The sequence below is a fragment of the Antarcticirhabdus aurantiaca genome, assembly GCF_009765365.1.
Taxonomy (GTDB): domain Bacteria; phylum Pseudomonadota; class Alphaproteobacteria; order Rhizobiales; family Rhizobiaceae; genus Antarcticirhabdus; species Antarcticirhabdus aurantiaca.
Map to the genome: position 1 here is coordinate 42,775 of NZ_VTOM01000023.1, position 17,477 is coordinate 60,251.

The 17,477-nt window shown below is 69.8% G+C and carries 16 protein-coding genes; 3 read left to right on the forward strand and 13 right to left on the reverse strand.

Annotation, left to right across the window (positions count from 1 at the left end; translation table 11 throughout):
- Positions 1-14 precede the first annotated feature (14 nt).
- Positions 15-887: an ATP-binding protein gene (locus FZN60_RS22655; protein WP_158875795.1), complete on the forward strand. Its 873-nt coding sequence runs from the start codon at positions 15-17 to the stop codon at positions 885-887.
- 39 nt (positions 888-926) lie between these two features.
- Here the strand turns inward: FZN60_RS22655 and FZN60_RS22660 are convergent, their stop codons facing one another.
- The 11 genes from FZN60_RS22660 to FZN60_RS22710 all read right to left on the reverse strand — a co-directional run bounded on the left by FZN60_RS22660 (position 927) and on the right by FZN60_RS22710 (position 13,352).
- Positions 927-2,507, reverse strand: a complete 1,581-nt coding sequence (locus tag FZN60_RS22660; protein ID WP_158875796.1) for a peptidoglycan DD-metalloendopeptidase family protein — start codon at positions 2,505-2,507, stop codon at positions 927-929.
- Between the two features lie 122 nt (positions 2,508-2,629).
- Complete coding sequence (locus FZN60_RS22665) at positions 2,630-3,280, reverse strand: protein-L-isoaspartate(D-aspartate) O-methyltransferase (protein ID WP_158875797.1); 651 nt, start codon at positions 3,278-3,280, stop codon at positions 2,630-2,632.
- Positions 3,277-4,032, reverse strand: coding sequence for a 5'/3'-nucleotidase SurE (gene surE, locus FZN60_RS22670; protein WP_158875798.1), 756 nt, complete (start codon positions 4,030-4,032; stop codon positions 3,277-3,279). Before surE ends, FZN60_RS22665 begins: the two co-directional genes overlap by 4 nt.
- A 7-nt stretch (positions 4,033-4,039) precedes the next feature.
- Positions 4,040-5,323 carry a serine--tRNA ligase gene (gene serS / locus FZN60_RS22675; RefSeq protein ID WP_158875799.1) on the reverse strand — a complete coding sequence of 428 codons (1,284 nt, stop codon included), beginning with the start codon at positions 5,321-5,323 and terminating at the stop codon, positions 4,040-4,042.
- Positions 5,324-5,369: 46 nt separating this feature from the next.
- Positions 5,370-6,191 carry a twin-arginine translocase subunit TatC gene (gene tatC / locus FZN60_RS22680; protein WP_158875800.1) on the reverse strand — a complete coding sequence of 274 codons (822 nt, stop codon included), beginning with the start codon at positions 6,189-6,191 and terminating at the stop codon, positions 5,370-5,372.
- Positions 6,188-6,733, reverse strand: coding sequence for a Sec-independent protein translocase protein TatB (tatB, locus tag FZN60_RS22685; protein WP_158875801.1), 546 nt, complete (start codon positions 6,731-6,733; stop codon positions 6,188-6,190). The genes tatC and tatB overlap by 4 nt, the downstream gene beginning before the upstream one ends.
- A gap of 72 nt (positions 6,734-6,805) precedes the next feature.
- The gene (locus tag FZN60_RS22690) at positions 6,806-7,036 is read right to left on the reverse strand and encodes a twin-arginine translocase TatA/TatE family subunit (RefSeq protein ID WP_158875802.1); all 231 of its coding nucleotides are present in this window, start codon (positions 7,034-7,036) and stop codon (positions 6,806-6,808) included.
- Between the two features lie 257 nt (positions 7,037-7,293).
- Positions 7,294-8,316 (reverse strand): beta-N-acetylhexosaminidase, encoded by a 1,023-nt coding sequence (nagZ, locus tag FZN60_RS22695; protein WP_158875803.1) that lies wholly within the window; start codon positions 8,314-8,316, stop codon positions 7,294-7,296.
- Between the two features lie 101 nt (positions 8,317-8,417).
- A complete protein-coding gene (locus FZN60_RS22700; protein ID WP_158875804.1) occupies positions 8,418-10,232 on the reverse strand; it encodes an SPOR domain-containing protein in 1,815 nt (604 codons plus the stop codon).
- 93 nt (positions 10,233-10,325) lie between these two features.
- On the reverse strand, positions 10,326-12,077 hold the full coding sequence (argS, locus tag FZN60_RS22705) for an arginine--tRNA ligase (RefSeq protein ID WP_158875805.1): 1,752 nt from the start codon (positions 12,075-12,077) through the stop codon (positions 10,326-10,328).
- Positions 12,078-12,137: 60 nt separating this feature from the next.
- Positions 12,138-13,352, reverse strand: a complete 1,215-nt coding sequence (locus FZN60_RS22710; protein WP_158875806.1) for a deoxyguanosinetriphosphate triphosphohydrolase — start codon at positions 13,350-13,352, stop codon at positions 12,138-12,140.
- A 114-nt stretch (positions 13,353-13,466) separates the two neighbouring features.
- Between FZN60_RS22710 and erpA the strand changes: the two genes are divergently transcribed.
- On the forward strand, positions 13,467-13,811 hold the full coding sequence (gene erpA, locus FZN60_RS22715) for an iron-sulfur cluster insertion protein ErpA (RefSeq protein ID WP_158875807.1): 345 nt from the start codon (positions 13,467-13,469) through the stop codon (positions 13,809-13,811).
- 10 nt (positions 13,812-13,821) lie between these two features.
- Positions 13,822-14,604 (forward strand): exodeoxyribonuclease III, encoded by a 783-nt coding sequence (xth, locus tag FZN60_RS22720; protein WP_158875808.1) that lies wholly within the window; start codon positions 13,822-13,824, stop codon positions 14,602-14,604.
- A gap of 12 nt (positions 14,605-14,616) precedes the next feature.
- Here the strand turns inward: xth and FZN60_RS22725 are convergent, their stop codons facing one another.
- Positions 14,617-15,444, reverse strand: a complete 828-nt coding sequence (locus FZN60_RS22725) for a tetratricopeptide repeat protein (RefSeq protein ID WP_158875809.1) — start codon at positions 15,442-15,444, stop codon at positions 14,617-14,619.
- A gap of 601 nt (positions 15,445-16,045) precedes the next feature.
- Positions 16,046-17,446, reverse strand: coding sequence for a long-chain fatty acid transporter (locus FZN60_RS22730; RefSeq protein WP_246727076.1), 1,401 nt, complete (start codon positions 17,444-17,446; stop codon positions 16,046-16,048).
- Positions 17,447-17,477: the final 31 nt, after the last annotated feature.

Consider the following 17,477-nt stretch of genomic DNA (forward strand, 5'->3'; position numbering starts at 1 on the left):
AGGACTGGACGCGCATGACGCAGGATCGGGATCGCGAGCTGGCGGCCGTGCTGGAGCGGATCGCCGCGAGCCTCGAGCGCATCGCGCCGGCTCCCCTGCCCGCCCCGGACCTCGAAGCCGCCGACTGCTTCGTCTTCGAGCCGCCGCTTCGGCTCGTGCCGGTCGCGCGGGTCAACCGCGTCGACATCGGGCTCCTCAAGGGGATCGACCGCGCCCGCGACATCCTGGTGGAGAACACCGAGCGCTTCGCCGCCGGCCTGCCGGCCAACAACGCCCTTCTCTGGGGCGCCCGCGGCATGGGCAAGTCGTCGCTGGTCAAGGCCGCCCACGCCGCCGTCAACGCTGCCAGGGCTCCGGGCGAGCCGCGGCTGAAGCTCGTCGAGATCCACCGCGAGGACATCGAGCACCTGCCCGCGCTGATGGGCCTCGCGCGCGACAGCCGGCACGCCTTCCTGCTGTTCTGCGACGACCTGTCCTTCGATGCCGGCGAGGCCGCCTACAAGTCGCTGAAGACAGTGCTGGAGGGCGGCGTGGAAGGACGGCCGACCAACGTCCTCTTCTACGCCACCTCGAATCGCCGCCATCTCCTGTCGCGCGACATGATCGAGAACGAGCGGGACACGGCGATCAATCCGAGCGAGGCGGTCGAGGAGAAGGTCTCGCTGTCCGACCGGTTCGGTCTCTGGCTCGGCTTCCACAAGTGCGGCCAGGACGAGTACCTCGCCATGGTCTTCGGCTATCTCGATGCCTACGGCATCGAGGCGGATCCGGAAGAGGTGCGGCGCGACGCGCTGGAGTGGTCGACCACCCGGGGCAGCCGCTCGGGCCGCGTCGCCTTCCAGTTCATCCAGGACATCGCCGGACGCAAAGGCGTCCGGCTGGGCTGAGCCCGCCGGACGATTCGCGGCTCTCGAAGACCTGCGCGCTCAGCGCAGGAAGGTCATCGGATCGACCGGCGAGGAGTCCTTGCGGACCTCGAAGTGGACCTTCGGCACGTCGGTGTCGCCCGACATGCCTGCGGTCGCGATCGACTCGCCGCGCTTTACGCTGGCGCCGCGCTTCACGTTGATTTGATCCGCGTGGCCGTACACCGTGACGAGCCCGTTGTCGTGCCGGACGAGAACGGTGTTGCCGAACTCCTTCAGACCGTCGCCGGCATAGATGACGACGCCGTTGTCGGCGGCCTTGATCGGCGTGCCCTGGGGCACGGAGATGTCGAGACCGTCATTGCGGCGGTTGCCGACCTTGTCGCCGAAGCCCTTCACGACCCGCCCCTGCACCGGCCAGCGGAACTTGGACGAGCCGCCGGCGGCGGAGGCCTCCGGCTCGGGCTTGGGATCGATCGCGGCGACCTGCGTTTCCTTCGCCGGCTCGCTGGCGGCGGGCGCCGGCGCGCTCGCGACCGCCGCCGGAGCGGGAGCCGCAGCAGCCGGCGCAGGCTTCGGCGCTTCCGCGGCCGCCGACGGCGTCGCAGCGACCCGGCCGCCGCGACCGGTGTCGGGCGCGGCAGCCGCCGGCATCGCAGCGGCGGCGACCGGCGCGTCGGACATGGTGGGCGCGGGCATCGTCGGGGTCCGCGTCTGCTCGGGCAGCGCAGCCATCTGGGTGCCGCCCATCGGCACGCGCAGCGTCTGTCCGGCGCGAATGTTGTCGCCGGTGATGTTGTTCGCCTGGCGCAGGGCCGCGACGGACACGCCGGCCCGGCGCGCGATGGCGTTCAGCGAATCGCCGGCGGCGACGGTGACCGTCGGGCCGGGCACACCGCGGGTGGCCGGCCCGACGGACGCCGAGGCGGTCGCAGCCGGGCGGGCGCCGGCCGACCGCGGCACGGCGAGCGCGCTCGCCTGCGCGCCGAGCGTCGAGGGCGGAGCGCCGCGCCCGGCCGGCGCCGCCGAAGCGACCGTCGTCGCGGCGGAAGCCGGCGCGCGGCGACCGTAATCGTAGTTCGGGATCAGGATCGACTGGCCGGGGCGAACTTGCGAGGGATCGCTGATGTTGTTGGCCGCAAGGATCGATTCGACCGGCACGTTGAAGCGCTGGGCGACCGCGTGAACGGTTTCACCGGGCTGCAGCGTCAGGCTGGCGGACGAGCCGCTCCAGCCCGAGCGCGCGCCGGAGGACGGGGGCGTCGCGGCGGCGACGGTCGGCGGGGCCGGCGGCAGCGGCGCGGCGGCAGTGGCCGACGGCATGCCGCCCGCGGCGGGCGCCGGCGGCGGCAGGCTGGAGCGGCTGACGCTCTGCGTCGGCGCGCTGGAATAGGTCGGCTGCATCTCGCGCGGCGACACCGAGCCGGTGTTCATCTGGTCGACCGAGCCCGGATAAGCCTGAGCCGCCGGCCCGCGGGCCGCCTGCATCTGCTGCGGCTGCTGCGGAACGGCGCCGGTGTAGAAGCCGTCGTCGAAGCGCGCGATGTCGGCGCTGCAGCCGGCAGCGAAGGCGGACAGCGTCAGCGCCGCAGCGCTGCGGCAAAGCTTCCGCCGCGTTGAAGACAGCACCAGATCACGCATCACAGCCCCTCGAGAACTCGGTCTCACCACCTGGAGCCATTGGACATTCTTAATGTTACCAAGCCTTTAAAACGACCGCAGAAAGTGGCGGTCGCGGCAAGGATTTGGTGTCCATGACGCCGTCAGAGAACCGCGGCCGTGCCGAAGGCGATGGGCTGGTAGCGCACCGTTCCCACCTCCTCCCGCTCGAAGCGGCTGCCGATCTTCTGGAGGCGCAGCAGGGTCTGCGGCCCGTCGCCGGGTCCGACGGCGCACAGCACCATGCCCTGCGCATTCAGCTGCTCCAGGAACGGCCGCGGCTGGGCCTGCAGCGCGGCGTGGACGACGATCCGGTCGTAGGGCCCGCCCGCCACGTAGCCGTTGCGGCCGTCCTCCTTGAGGAGGTGGACGTTGGCGATCTTGGCGTCCTTCAAACGCGCCTCGGCCGCGACGAGCAGGCGCTTGTAGCGATCGAGGCTGACGACGCGCACAGCCAGCCGTGACATCAGGGCCGCGACGTAGCCGCTCCCCGTCCCGATCTCCAGCACGCGGTGATGCGGCTTCAGGTCGAGGAGATGCACGAGCCGCGCCGCCTTGAGCGCACTCGGCATGGTCTCCCCGCAATCGATCGGGAAGGCGTGGTCGACGTAGGGGTCGGGCACGTCCGGCGGCAGGAAGGCGCGGCGCGGCACCGCCTCCAGCGCCTCGAACAGCCGCGGGTCGGCGATGCCGCCCGACCGCAGCCGAAGAAGGAAGGCTGCCAGCGCCTCCCGCTCGCGCGCCGCCCCGATCACGCGAAAACCGACCTCAGCTCCTCGCGCACCTCGTGGGCGGTGAGGTCGAGCTTCAAGGGCGTGACGGAGATCCGCCCCGCGGTCAGCGCGCCGATGTCGGACTGCTCGACCTCGGGGCCAACCTGCCGGCCGAACTTCAGCCAGAAGTAAGGGAAGCCGCGCCCGTCGCGCCGTTCCTCGATGCCGAGATTGTAGTCGAGCTTGCCCTGCCGCGTGACCTCGATGCCCTTCACGGCGTCCGGCGCGATCGGCGGGAAGTTGACGTTGACGAGGACGTCCTTCGGCAGATCCGCCGCCGCGACGCGGCGCACGATGTCCGGCCCGAAGGTTTCGGCCGTTTCCCACAGCGTTTCGCGGTCCGTGTCCGGCGTGAAGGCCTGGCTGAAGGCCACCGCCTTGAAGCCGAGCATCATGCCCTCGATGGCGCCCGCCACCGTCCCGGAATAGCTGACGTCGTCGCAGATGTTCTGCCCGGCGTTCACGCCCGACAGCACCATGTTCGGCGGCTCGGGCATCACGCTCTTGGCCGCCATGATCACGCAGTCCGTCGGCGTGCCGCGCAGCGCGAATCGCTTCTCGTCGAGCTGGCGCAGCCGCAGCGGCGAGGACAGCGTCAGCGAATGCGACAACCCGCTCTGGTCAGTCTCGGGCGCGACGATCCAGACGTCGTCGGTGATCTGGCGGGCGATCCGCTCCAGCACCGCCAGCCCTTCGGCGTGGATGCCGTCGTCATTCGTCAGAAGGAGGCGCATCGCGGGTTCAGCCTTGGGCTTGGATGGTGGCGAGACCGCCCATATAGGGCCGCAACGCCTCTGGGATCGTGACGGAGCCGTCCCCGTTCTGATAATTCTCCAGAACCGCGATGAGGCACCGCCCGACCGCCACGCCCGAGCCGTTCAGCGTGTGGACGTAGCGCGCCTGCTTCTCGCCCGCCGCCTTGTAGCGCGCGCCCATGCGCCGCGCCTGGAAGTCGCCGCAGACCGAGCAGCTCGAAATCTCGCGATAAGCGTTCTGGCCCGGCAGCCAGACCTCGATGTCGTAGGTCTTGCGCGCGCCGAAGCCCATGTCGCCGGTCGAGAGCACCACCGTGCGGAACGGCAGGTCGAGGCGCTTCAGCACTTCCTCGGCGCAGGCCGTCATCCGCTCGTGCTCGTCGATCGAGGCGTCCTCGGCCGTGATCGAGACCATCTCGACCTTGTAGAACTGATGCTGGCGCAGCATGCCCCGCGTGTCGCGGCCCGCCGAGCCCGCCTCCGAGCGGAAGCAGGGCGTCAGCGCCGTGAAGCGCCAGGGCAGCGTCGCGGCGTCGAGGGTCTGCTCGCGGGCAAGATTGGTCAGCGGCACTTCCGAGGTCGGGATCAGCCAGCGCCCATCGGTCGTGTGGAAGGAGTCCTCGGCGAACTTCGGCAGCTGGTTGGTGCCGAACATCGCCTCGCCGCGCACCAGGATGGGCGCGACGACCTCCTGATAGCCGTGCTCGCCCGTGTGGAGGTCGAGCATGAACTGGCCGAGCGCGCGCTCCAGCCGCGCCAATGCGCCCTTGAGGATGGTGAAGCGGGCGCCCGCGATCTTGCCGGCCTGCTCGAAATCCATGAGGCCGAGCGCTTCGCCGATCTCGAAGTGCTCCTTCGGCTTGAACTCGAACCGGCGCGGCTCGCCGACGCGGCGGACCTCGACGTTGGCGCTCTCGTCCGGGCCGACGGGCACGTCGTCCAGCGGCAGGTTCGGGATGCGCGCGAGCGCGTCCTCCAGCGCCTGGTCGATGCGGCGCTCGGTCTCCTCGCCTTCCTGGATGGCGGCCTTGATCTCGGCGACCTCGGCGATCAGCGCGTCGGCGCGGGCGGCGTCGCCGCTGCCCTTGGCCTTGCCGATCTCCTTCGAGGCGTCGTTGCGGCGCCCCTGCAGCTCCTGCAGGCGCACGAGGTGGCTGCGCCGCTGTTCGTCGAGGCGCACGAGCTCGGCAGCGGCGGGCGCCGCCCCGCGGGAGGCGAGAGCCGCGTCCAGCTTGTCCGGATTGTCGCGGATCCAACGGATATCGAGCATCGCCAGTCGCCTTGTGAGCGGGGCCGGCGGTGCGGCGAACGGCGCGTCAGCCGTCCTGCTGAGCCTGCGCCTCGGCCGCGGCCTGCTGCCGTGCCCTGTTCCGCTCGATCCACCGCCCCGTGAGGATCGAGACCTCGTAGAGAAGGATGGTGGGTATCGCAAGACCGATCTGGGACATCGGATCGGGCGGCGTCAGCACCGCCGCGACCACGAAGGCTATGACGATCATGTACTTGCGCTTCTCGGCGAGCCCCTGCGCCGTGACGATGCCGGCGCGCACCAGCAGCGTCGCCACCACCGGCAGCTGAAACACCAGGCCGAAGGCGAAGATCAGGGTCATGATCAGCGACAGGTATTCCGACACGCGCGGCAGGAGCTGGATCGCCGCCTGCCCGCCGGTGCCGGACTGCTCCATGGAGAGGAAGAACCACATCACCATGGGCGTGAAGAAGTAGTAGACCAGCGCCGCGCCGAGCAGGAACAGCACCGGCGTCGCCACCAGGAACGGCAGGAAGGCCGAGCGCTCGTCGCGGTAGAGGCCGGGCGCGACGAACTTGTAGATCTGCGTCGCGATGATCGGGAAGGCCAGGAACAGACCGCCGAAGGCCGCGATCTTGATCTGCGTGAAGAAGAATTCCTGCGGCGCCGTGTAGATAAGCTCGACCTGCCGATCGGTGATCCCCGCCCAGAGCGTCGCGGTCTGGTAGGGCACGACGAGGAAGTTGAAGATCCCCTTGGCGAAGAAGAAGCACACGAGGAAGGCGCAGAAGAAGCCGGCGATCGACCAGATCAGCCGGCGGCGCAGCTCGATCAGGTGCTCGATCAGCGGCGCGGAGGAGGATTCGATGTCGGCCTCGGAACGGGTCACGCCGCGTCCTCCGCCTTGACGCGCGCTTCTGCCGGCGTCGAGGCCACGGATGCCGGCTGCTGCGCCGGTTCCGGCAGAGCCGAAGCGGGCGGCGAGGCGGGCACGGCGGCCGGATGCATCGCGGGCGTCGGCGGCGGTGCGACGGGCGCCGGGGTGGACGTCTCGGAAACGGCACCCGTCTTGGCCGGCTCGACCGGCTGCGCCGGTGCGTCGGGCGTCGGCACCTTGGGCTCGGGCGCCCGGGTCGCCGCGGCCAGCGAGGAGCGGATCTCGTCGCCCACCGCCTTCATCGGGTTGAGCGCCTTGCGCACGTCGGCGGCCGGATTGAGCTTCTTCACGTCCGCGATCGTGTCGCGCACGTCCTCCATCTCGGCCTCGCGAAGCGCCTCGTCGAACTGGCGACGGAAGTCGCCCGCCATGCGCCGCATCTGCGACGTCGCGCGCCCGAAGGTGCGCAGCATCCGCGGCAGATCCTTCGGCCCGACCACGACGATCAGGACGATGGCGATCACGAGGAGTTCGGACCAGCCGATTTCAAGCATGGAGGCGTTCCGGAAGGCCGGCCGACGGACCGACGCGCGGCGCGCCCGGCCCGATCAGGCGAAAGGGCGAGGTCAGTGCGTGGTGTTCTCGGCCTTGACGTCGCGCGCGACGATCTCCGCCTCGCGGCGCTCCAGGGCGCGCTGCTCAGGCGTCTTTTCCGCCTCGTCGTCGCTCATGCCGCGCTTGAAGTTCTTGATGCCCTTGGCGACGTCGCCCATCAGCTCGGGAATCTTGCCCCGCCCGAACAGCAGGAGAACGACGGCCAGCACGATGAGCCAGTGCCAGATGCTGAAGCTACCCATACCCTAGTCTCCTTTGGCTGCGATCCGGCTCGCAGCGTCGAACCCGGACGGGCCCCGGCTCGGATGCCGGTACGTGTTTCAGGATCGGCGCGTGCCCGTCGCCTTCCGTCCGGCCCCGGCGCGAACCTCGTGCCGAACCCTGGACGGATGGAGCCCTTCTAGCGCAGCGCAACGGGGATGGGAACGGGGGATCCGTAAATGCCGACAGGCATTTGGCCCGGTTTCCATCAATTCGCGGTGCTCGGCGCGCGACCCGTTTAGGCGACCTGGGCAAGGAGTTCAGCGAACTCCTCGCGAAGCGCCGCCTCGTCGGCGACCTCGGGGGTGCGGGCTCCGAAGGCCTCTGCCGCCGCGGCGCGCCGGGCCGAATCGCCGGCGAGCGGCCGGGCGGCGGCGGCGACGCGGCGCATCTCCGCCATGTCGCCGTTGCAATGAAGGACGACGTCGCAGCCGGCGGAGAGCGCCGCCGCCGACAGGTCGTAGAAGTCGCCGCGAAGCGCCTTCATCGACACGTCGTCGGTCATCAGGAGGCCGTCGAAGCCGATCGATTCGCGGATCACCGACTGGATCACGATCGGCGACAGCGTCGCGGGACGCTTGGGATCGATCGCCTCGAAGAGGAGGTGCGCGCTCATGGCCGCCGGCAGGTTCCGCAGCGCCCGGAACGGCACGAAGTCGCTGTCTTCCAACTCCGCCGGGCTCGCGCTCACCACCGGCAGGTCGAGATGGCTGTCGGCGTTGCCGCGACCGTGACCCGGCATGTGCTTGACGACGGGCAGCCCGCCGCCCGCGGCGAAGCCGTCCGCCATCGCCCGGCCGTAGCGCGCGACGAGTTCCGGGTCGGTCGAGAAGGCCCGGTCGCCGATCACCGAATGCGATCCTTCCACCGGCACGTCGACGCAGGGGATGCAGTCGGCCTTGATGCCGTAGCGCGCGAGGTCGATGGCGTGGAGGCGGCCCTGGATCCAGGCGGCGCGCTCGGCGAGCGAGGGATCGCGCTCCGTCAGGTCGCCGAGCGTGCGCGCCGGCGGGTAGCGCGGCGCGAGCGGCGGGCGCAGGCGCTGCACGCGCCCGCCCTCCTGGTCGATGAAGACCGGCGTCGAATCGCGCCCGCCGACGTCCTTCAGCTCGGCCACGAGGTCGGAGACCTGGTTCGGCTCGGAGATGTTGCGGCCGAAGAGGATGAAGCCCCACGGCGCCTCGCCGCCGAAGAAGGCCCGCTCCTCGCGGCTGACGCTGGTGCCGAGGGGGGCCGCGATCCAGGACTTGGAACCGCTCATGGTCGTCTCCGATGACAAGGAACGGCTTCCCCCGCCCACCGGCCCGACGGGCGGCGGCGCGAGGGAAGCAGAGGCGCGAAGCGTCGCGGCGGCCCCGAGGCCTAGCGCGATACGAAGCAGCTGCCGCCGGCGGACTTCAGGGCCTCGCACAGGCTGGACGCCTCGTTCTGGCTGCCGGCCAGCACCCGGACCCGGTGGTAGGTGCCCTTGCCCGGGATGTCGGCGGACTGGATGACGACGTCCCGCCCGTTCAGGACGCTCGCGAACTTGCCGCGCAGCGAGTCGGAGGACTTCTGGGCGGCCTCCGCCGAGGGCTGCGAAGAGATCTGGACGTAGTAGCCGGCATAGTTGGAGGGGTCGATCGCGGGCGCCGCCGCTGCCGCAGGCTCCGTCGGAGCCTCGGCCGGCATGGCCGCGGGCGGCTGCGCGGCGAGCGCCGCGACCTCGTCGGCCGCCAGCTCGGCGCGGGGCGCCGTCGAGGCCGTGATCATGTCGGCAACGGGCGACGAAGCGGGAACCGGCTCGCTCGGATCGGCGGACGCGATTTCGACGGGTCGTGCCGCCGTCTCGACCAGCGCGCTGCCGCCCTGGAGCGTCTCCAGCGACGGTGCGGACGGATCCGCTTCCGCGACGAGCGTGCCGTCCGGACGAACGGTCAGGGCCCGCACGCGCCGCGGCTGCAGCACGGGATCGGCCTCGGCCGCCTCACCGGGCGCGTCGGCGACGGCGGCCACGGCCTCGCCCGGCCCGTCGTCGTAGAAGCTGACGCCCGGCAGCTCCTCGGAGATCGAAGGCCCTTCGCTTTCCGGCGCGAGCTCCATCGGTTCCTCGGCCTCGACGCGCAGTTCCTGCTGGGCCGGCGGCTCGGCAGCGCCGCCGCTCTGGACGCGCGTGTAGACCGCCTTGTTCTGGTTGGGGATCGACTTGCCGCCCGGATTCTCGGGCGCGATCTTCACCGGCTCGGCATCCGCCTTCAAGAGAACCGGCCCACCGCCCGCGACCGACGATCCGCCGACGGATAAGTAGCCCGACAGGAAGACGCCGCCCGCGACCATGGCAGCGAGGCCCGTGCCGATGGTCAGCCCCTTGGCGATGGCGCGGCCGTAGTTCCGGCGCGGCCGGCGCGCCGGTGCGGCCATGTCGGCCGTCGCGACGAAGATCGGCGCGGCGCCCGGCGAAACCGGCATGGCGTCGTCGCTCTGCCCCGCCGGCAGGCCCTCGCCCGAGCCGCGGTTGAAGCCGCGCTCCTGGTTGAGGATGGCGAGCTCGCTGGCGATCAGCGCGTCGAAGTCGTCGATCGCCGCCGTGTGGCGGGCGACCGGCTCGTCGTGGAAGGGACGGCGCTCCGGCGCGTAGGATTCGGCCCGGTTCGGGCCGTTGCCGCGCGGATTGGCCGGGGCGCTGAGGCCGCGGATCGCGTCCTCGATCTCCTGCTCGATGGCGGCGTCGAGGGCGCTGGCGGGGCCTTTCTTGCCGGACGGCTTCGCCGCCTGAACGGGCGCTGGCGCGGCAGGCTTCGCCAGCTTCGGCGCCTCGGGAAGCTTCGTGCCGACCCAGCCGGCATAGCTCGTCTGGACCGACGGCGCGGGCGTCGCGCGTTTTTCGGGCGTCACCGACGAGACGAAGTCGTCGAACGCTTCGATCCCGCCCGCCGCGGCCGGCGAAGTGGCATCGGCGGCCGGACGGCGACCGGGGACGATCTTGGAGAATTCGGCGGCGAACGCCGCCTCGAAGGCGTCGTCCACGACGGGCGTCTTCGGTTTCGCCGAGGCAGGTGTCTTGGCGCCGATCGGAAAGCTGTCGGACCAGGGCTCGTCGAGCAGGCGCGCGAGGTCGTCGAACGGATCGACGTCCTCTCCCGCCGGCCCGGTTCCGATGGCGCCTCCGCCGCGCCGCGCGTTGCCCATCGAGCCCATTTGCCTGCTTCCCGCCTCTCAAAGCCGGCGGACGGAAGGCTCCGGTCCGCAACGACGATCGCTAGGAAGGGATGTTGTCCAAAGCGTGATCCGTCAGCGCATTTCGTCGGGAGCATCGACGCCCACGAGGGCCAGTCCCGAAGCGATGACGGTCGCGACTCCTTTGACCAACGCCAACCTTGCTAGGCTGATTGATGCTTCGTCAGGGTTAACAAAGCGTAAGTGCGTCAGGTCCCGTCCCCGATTGTACTGGGCGTGGAACCCCTGAGCGAGGTCGTAGAGGAAGAAGGGAACCCGATGCGGCTCCTTCGCCCGCGCGGCCGACTGGACGAGCCGCGGAAACGCCGCGAGCTTGCGGATCAGCGCCAGCTCGCCCTCGTCCGTCAGGGCATCCAGCGCGCCGGCGTCCAGCGCCCGGAAGTCCGGCAGCGCCAGACCGGCGCCTTCCGCCTGCCGGAACACCGACTGGCAGCGCGCATGGGCGTACTGGACGTAGAAAACCGGATTGTCCTTCGACTGTTCGGTGACTTTCTTGAAGTCGAAGTCGAGCGGCGCGTCACTCTTGCGGAAGAGCATCATGAACCGCACGGCGTCGCGGCCGACCTCGTCGACCACGTCGGACAGCGTGACGAAATTGCCCGCCCGCTTCGACATGGTGACGGGCTCGCCGTCGCGGAACAGCTTGACGAGCTGGCAGAGCACGACGTCGAGATGCGCGGCGCCCTGCGAAACCGCTCGAGCGACAGCCTCCAAGCGCTTGACGTAGCCGCCGTGATCGGCGCCGAGCACGTAGACCATCTCGTTGAAGCCGCGCTCGTACTTGTCGCGGAAATAGGCGACGTCGGCGGCGAAGTAGGTGTAGCGCCCGTCCGACTTCACCAGCGGCCGGTCGACGTCGTCGCCGACCTCGGTGGAGCGCAGCAGCGTCTGCTCGCGGTCTTCCCAATCCTCCGGCAGCTGGCCCTTCGGCGGGGGCAGCGTGCCCTGGTAGACAAAGCCGCGCGCCCTCAGGTCCTCGATCGCCTCGGCGATCCGCCCGCCATTGTCGGCGTGGAGCGTGCGCTCGGAGAAGAAGACGTCCTGGTTGACGCCGAGCTTGGTAAGGTCGTCCCGGATCATCGCCATCATGCCGTCGATCGCCGCGTCCCGCACGATCGGCAGCCATTCGGCCTCGTCCATGCCGCGCAAGGCGGCGCCGTAGCGCTCGGCGAGCTGTTGCCCGACCGGCACGAGATAGTCGCCGGGATAAAGCCCCGCCGGGATCTCGCCGATGTCCTCGCCGAGCGCCTCGCGATAGCGCAGGAAGACGGAGCGGGCGAGCACGCTCACCTGCTCGCCGGCGTCGTTGATGTAGTATTCCTTCGTCACCTCGTCGCCGGAGAAGGCCATGAGGTTGGCGATGGCGTCGCCCACCACCGCGCCCCGCGTATGGCCGACATGCATCGGGCCCGTCGGGTTGGCGGAGACGTATTCGACGTTGACCTTGCGTCCCGTCGGGGCGCCCCGGCCGTAGTCCGATCCCTCGGCAAGCAGGCCCGCGAGGTGCTTCAGCCAGTAGCCGGGATGGAGGCGCAGGTTGATGAAGCCCGGTCCCGCCACCTCGGCCGTCGCAACGTCCGGATCGCGGGCGAGCTTCGCCGCGATGCGCGTTGCCAGGTCGCGCGGCTTGGCGCCGAGCGGCTTGGCCAGCACCATGGCGGCGTTGGTCGCGAGGTCGCCGTGGCTCTCGTCGCGCGGCGGCTCGACGGTCACGCGCGACAGGTCGACATCGCCCGCTTCGTAATGCGTCAGAACGGTTTGAACCGCGACGTTGATGCGTTGCGTGAAGTCGGCGAAGATGTCCATGGCGAACCAGCGATCCGTGAAGGGCGCCCGCGAGAGCGCGGCGGCCCGAAGACCGGGCGGCTAGCTTAATTGCGGCGTCGCGTCAAACAGACGCCGATGCTCGGCGAGCGCGAAGGTGTCGGTCATTCCGGAGAGATAATCGCTGACCCGCCGGGCGAGCCGCTCCGGCGGCAGCGCCGCGGCCTGCGCGGCCCAGCCGTCCGGCAGGCGCGAGGGGTCGGCGGTAAAGGCGTCGAACAGATCCTCGACGACGCCCTCCGCGAGCTCCATGGTCCGCCACACCGCGGGGCTGCGATAGACGTGTGCGAAGAGGAAGCGCCGCGTTTCCTCCACCGCCGCCTTCATCGCCGGAGAAAAGGCGACGAGCGTCCGCCCCGCCGCCCGGACGGCGTCGGCGTCCGCCGGAGCGACCTCGGAAAGGCCGAGCAGCGTCGTCGCGATGACGTCCTCGACCATCCGCGTGATGTGGCGGCGCATGATCTCGTGGCTCTTGCGTTCGGGATCGAGGCCGGGATGGCGCGCCTCGACCTCGCGCAGGATGTCTCCGGCGAGCGAGAGTTCGGCAAGGTCCGAGATCTCGATCAGCCCGGCGCGGATGCCGTCGTCGAGGTCGTGCGTGTTATAGGCGATGTCGTCGGAGATCGCCGCGGCCTGCGCCTCCAGGCTCGGGAAGCTGTTCAGCATCAAGGGAAAGCCCGCGTCGAATTCGAGGATCGGCAGCGGCACGGCCTTGGTCTCGGCATGCGGCCCGGTCAGCGGTCCGTTGTGCTTGACGAGCCCTTCTAGCGTTTCCCAGGCGAGGTTCAGCCCGTCGAAGTCGGCGTAACGCCGCTCGAGATGGGCGACGATGCGCAGCGCCTGCGCGTTGTGGTCGAAGCCGCCGAAGGCACGCATGCGGCGGTCGAGGGCGCGTTCGCCGGCATGGCCGAACGGCGTGTGGCCGAAGTCGTGGACGAGCGCGACGGCCTCGGTCAGGTCTTCGTCGAGCCGCAGAGCCCGGGCAAAAGCGCGGGCGATCTGCGACACCTCGATGGTGTGGGTCAGGCGGGTGCGGAAATGGTCGCTCTCGTGCGAGATGAAGACCTGCGTCTTGTGCTTCAAGCGGCGAAAGGCGGTGGAATGGACGATTCGGTCCCGGTCGCGCTGGAACGGCGTGCGCGTCGGACTGTCGGGCTCCGGCACGACGCGGCCGCGCGAGCGCGTAGGGTCGACCGCGAAGGGCGCGCGAGCGCTTCCGCCCATGCCGATCGTCCCGATCCGCGAGACCTCCTCCATGCGAACGCTCCGTTCCGCCGGGATCGATTGACCGGCCTGCCGCCCATGCATACTTAAGTCCGACTGAAGCGAAAGGGAGCGGCGCGCCGAACAGGCCGGCGCCGCGAGGGTTCCATGAGCCAGACCGCCGATTTCTCCGTCGTCGTCTCCGACGCCGCAGCCAAGCGCATCGCCGCCATCCTGTCGGCCAGCGGGCCGGAGGCGAGCGCGCTGCGCATTTCCGTCGAAGGCGGCGGCTGTTCCGGCTTCTCCTACAAGTACGACCTCACCAACGCCGCCGAACCGGACGACGTCGTGATCGACCGCGACGGCGCGCGCGTCCTGATCGACCCGATGTCGCTGACCTTCATGGAGGGTGCGGTGGTCGACTTCGTGGACGACCTGATGGGCCAGTCCTTCCAGATCCGGAATCCGAACGCCGTCGCCTCCTGCGGCTGCGGCACCTCCTTCTCCGTCTGAGCGCCCCCGCGTGATCGTCGCCACCTGGAACGTCAACGGCGTGCGTGCCCGCACGGACGCCGTCATCGCCTGGTTCACCGAGCGCCGGCCCGACATCGCCTGCCTGCAGGAGATCAAGACGCAGGACGAAGGCTTTCCGCGCGAGGCCTTCGAAGCGCTCGGCTACCACGTCGAGACGCACGGGCAGAAGGGCTTCAACGGCGTCGCGCTCCTGTCGAAGGAGAAACCGGAGGCGGTCACGCGCGGTCTGCCCGGCGGTGAGGGCGACGAGCAGTCCCGCTACATCGAGGGCCTCTGGCGCATCAACGGCAAGCCGCTGCGCGTCGCCTCGATCTACCTGCCGAACGGCAATCCCGTCGGCACGGAGAAGTATCCCTACAAGCTCGACTGGATGGCGCGGCTGGAGCGCCACGCGAGCGATCTCCTGGAGCGCTACGAGGCCCTGGTCCTCGCCGGCGACTACAACGTCATTCCCGAGCCGATCGACGCCAAGCATCCGCAGGCCTGGGTGGAGGACGCCCTCTTCCGGCCGGAGACGCGGCGCGCCTACCGCCGCCTCGTCAATCTCGGCCTGACGGACGCCCTGCGCGCCACGACGGACGCGGACGGGACGTACAGCTTCTGGGACTATCAGGCCGGAGCCTGGCAGAAGAACAACGGCATCCGGATCGATCACCTCCTGCTCTCGCCGGAGGCCGCCTCGCGCCTGTCGGGCGCCGGCATCGACAAGCACGTGCGCGCCTGGGAAAAGCCCTCGGACCACGTTCCCGTGCTGATTGACCTCACCGCCTGAGCGGCGTCGGCGTCAGTTGGCGATCGTGGCCGTCATCGGCTCGCTTTTTTCCTGGACGTAGGCGATGGCCGTGCGGCGCTCCGCCTCGCTGGCCAGCGAGAAGGCCTGCTCCTGCAGGGGACGGATCCAGGTGATGTCGCTCGGCGAAGCGCTGCGCATGGCCAGCGTCAGCATCGCGAGGCCGCGCACCGGCTCGGCATCCATGTCGATCTTCTCGCCGTCGAAGAGCAGGTAGCCGAGCAGCGCCTGCGCCGCCGGATCATGCTTCTCGGCCGCGAGCTTCAGCCAGCGCGCCGCCTGACGCGGGCTGGCGGAGCCGCCCTCCCCGTCGAGCAGCATCCGGCCGAGCTGGAACTGCGCGCGCGTCGAGCCGAAATAGGATGCGGCGTGGAAGTAGAACTGCCGCGCCTGCGCCAAGTTCGGCTGCACCGGGCTGTCGGGAATGCCGGTGCGCAGGTAGTCGCCCAGCGCCACGATGGCGCTCGCGACGTAGGCGGCATTGCCGGCGCCGTCGTCTTCCTGGTGCTCACGCACGATCGATTCGAAGATCTTGAAGGCCTCGTAGTCGTCCTTCTCGACCCCGTCGCCGTCGGCATACATGCGGCCGAGCTTCCAGCGCGCGCCGGCATGGCCCTTGTCCGCGGCGTAGCGGAGCGCCGCGACGGCTTCGGTCTTCTCGCCACGCTGATAGGCCTTGAAGCCCTGCGCGAAGAGTTCGAGCGGTCCCGCATTGGGCGACACCACCGCTTCCGGATCGAGCGCGTGCGTCGGCCGGTCGGCGACGGCCACGGCCGAAGCGAGCACGAGCGCCGGCACGGCGTATCTCAGGAAGCGACGCATTCAGAAGGCGCCCGGAACGGAACGGTTGATGAAAACGGCATGCACTGCTTCGCGACGGCCTTGCACGGTCGCGCGGTACCGAATTGATCCGGCCTGGATATGGGTGCGCGTCGCGTGGCGTTCCATCTCGTCCCCCGTCACTCGATGACGGAGACGACCATTGGCCGCGCGGTTCGATCCGCGGCAGCCGCAGCCGGCTCCGGTCCTCGCCCTCGCGGATCCCTCCCGTTCCCCAACGAAAGGCTCATGATCCACGATCCAGCGACACTGCGTGTGAAGCGGCGGTCCAACCCCTCAAAAACCGGACCAACCCCTTCGAGTGCGGCCTGACCTGAGGCGCGTTTTATGGCGGCAACAGGGCACTTCGTCTCGTCGGCCATCATATGCGATGCACCGTTGCAATAGTGTTGCCGACAAACAACGAGTTGGAGCGTTGCTTGAACCGGCTTGAGCGACGAGGGTCCGCGTCGGCCGTTGCGGCCGTGTTGCGATGACGGAGTCGTGAACGAAACAAATGGGGCGCCGTCGGCGCCGCGTCGCGAAAAAGCGCCCCGCCCTGAGGCGGAGCGCTCGCGGAATGCGCGGGTTCGGGCGGCTCGGTTCAGAAGTTCAACTTCACCGAAGCGGTCGCGCCGTAGATCCAGTCGTTGCCGACCTCGCCGTCGAAGTAGGCGCCCTCTTCGATGCGCTGCTCACCGTCGGTCCAGTAGCCGACGAGGCCGCCGACCCGCAGCTCGGCGAACTTGTTGTCCTTGAACGAGAAGCCGCCGGCGAGGGTGTAGAGGTCGGTATAGGTCGTCTCCGAACCGGTCGAGACGCCGCGGTCGTAGCCGACCGAGATCGCGCCCGAGACGAACTCGTTGAAGGCGCGGCCGATGCCCAGCGAGGCGGTGTAGCCGTCGCGCCAGTTGTACGGCGCGTAGCTCGACGAGGTGAAGGCCTGACCCGCCAGCGTGCCGTTGATCGTGCTGACGACGGCGTCGTTGGTGCTCCAGTCGGTCCAGCGCAGCGAGGCGAGCAGCAGCGTGCCCTCGGCGATGCCCGTCTGGGCGTTGATGGTGAAGCTCTGCGGGCTGATCGCCGTGTTCAGCGACGACTCGACGTCGAGCGCCGGCGAGGAACCGAGGGCGCCGAGCGTGCCGCCGATCTGGGCGCGCTGGGCGGGCGTCAGACCGAGCGCCGGGTTGGTCAGGAACACCGGTACGGACACGGTCGCGCCGTTGGCGAGGCGCACGAAGGCAGTGCTCGGGTCGAACGTGCCGCCGCCGGCGATCGAATCGTGCTCGATCTCGGAGCGGTAGATGCCCTGGATGCGCAGCGCGATCTCGGGCTTCTCGTAGGCGAGGCCGAGGCGATAGCCGGCCTCGTAGTCGCCGCGCGAGTTGACCGACACTTCGGTCGGCAGGATCACCGAGGTGCCCTGGCGATTGAGCGCGCCGCCGAGCTGCGGCCCGAGAAGGCCGTTCAGGCTGCGCTCGCCCAGACTCGATCCGCGGAACTCGAAGTCCTCGAAGAACACGCCGCCGAGGAGGCTGAAGCGGCCGACATCGGCGGAGTAGCTGACGCGGCAGGTGGCGCCGAACTCGTCCGAGTCGAAGCCGATGGTCTCGGTGCGGGACGTCAGGCCGGTCGTCAGGTTCAGGCGATCGGCGTTGGAGGTGCTCTGCGTCGCGGCATTCTGCGACGGCAGCGCGCCGCCCGGGGAGCCGCTGTAGTCCGCCTCGGCCGCGAAGCTCTCGGTGTAGTGGAAGGCGCAGCCGACGACTTCGTTGCCCGCGCCGATCGCGAAGGAGGGAATGTTGTAGGTGCCGGTGTACTCGCCGAAATCGCCCTCGACGCCGTTGATCGACTCGTAGCCGCGGCGGGGATCAATGTGGGTGAGGCCGGCGCGGAAATTGACGGTGCCCGACTCGAAGAGGATGTCCGTATCGGCGGTTCCGCGTTGGAACCCGCCGGCCTGGGCTGCGCCGACGACAGCAATGGTCGCGAGAGCGGTGTTCAAGAAGAGTCGGCCGAACCTGGGCATGTCATTC

Coding starts and splice junctions, on each gene's coding strand:
- tatB (WP_158875801.1), bottom strand. CDS start 6,733: ATGCTTGAAATCGGCTGGTCCGAACTCCTCGTGATCGCCATCGTCCTG.
- argS (WP_158875805.1), bottom strand. CDS start 12,077: ATGGACATCTTCGCCGACTTCACGCAACGCATCAACGTCGCGGTTCAA.
- nagZ (WP_158875803.1), bottom strand. CDS start 8,316: ATGAGCGGTTCCAAGTCCTGGATCGCGGCCCCCCTCGGCACCAGCGTC.
- FZN60_RS22700 (WP_158875804.1), bottom strand. CDS start 10,232: ATGGGCTCGATGGGCAACGCGCGGCGCGGCGGAGGCGCCATCGGAACC.
- FZN60_RS22725 (WP_158875809.1), bottom strand. CDS start 15,444: ATGCGTCGCTTCCTGAGATACGCCGTGCCGGCGCTCGTGCTCGCTTCG.
- surE (WP_158875798.1), bottom strand. CDS start 4,032: ATGCGCCTCCTTCTGACGAATGACGACGGCATCCACGCCGAAGGGCTG.
- FZN60_RS22690 (WP_158875802.1), bottom strand. CDS start 7,036: ATGGGTAGCTTCAGCATCTGGCACTGGCTCATCGTGCTGGCCGTCGTT.
- FZN60_RS22660 (WP_158875796.1), bottom strand. CDS start 2,507: ATGCGTGATCTGGTGCTGTCTTCAACGCGGCGGAAGCTTTGCCGCAGC.
- serS (WP_158875799.1), bottom strand. CDS start 5,323: ATGCTCGATATCCGTTGGATCCGCGACAATCCGGACAAGCTGGACGCG.
- erpA (WP_158875807.1), top strand. CDS start 13,467: ATGAGCCAGACCGCCGATTTCTCCGTCGTCGTCTCCGACGCCGCAGCC.
- FZN60_RS22655 (WP_158875795.1), top strand. CDS start 15: ATGACGCAGGATCGGGATCGCGAGCTGGCGGCCGTGCTGGAGCGGATC.
- FZN60_RS22710 (WP_158875806.1), bottom strand. CDS start 13,352: ATGGAGGAGGTCTCGCGGATCGGGACGATCGGCATGGGCGGAAGCGCT.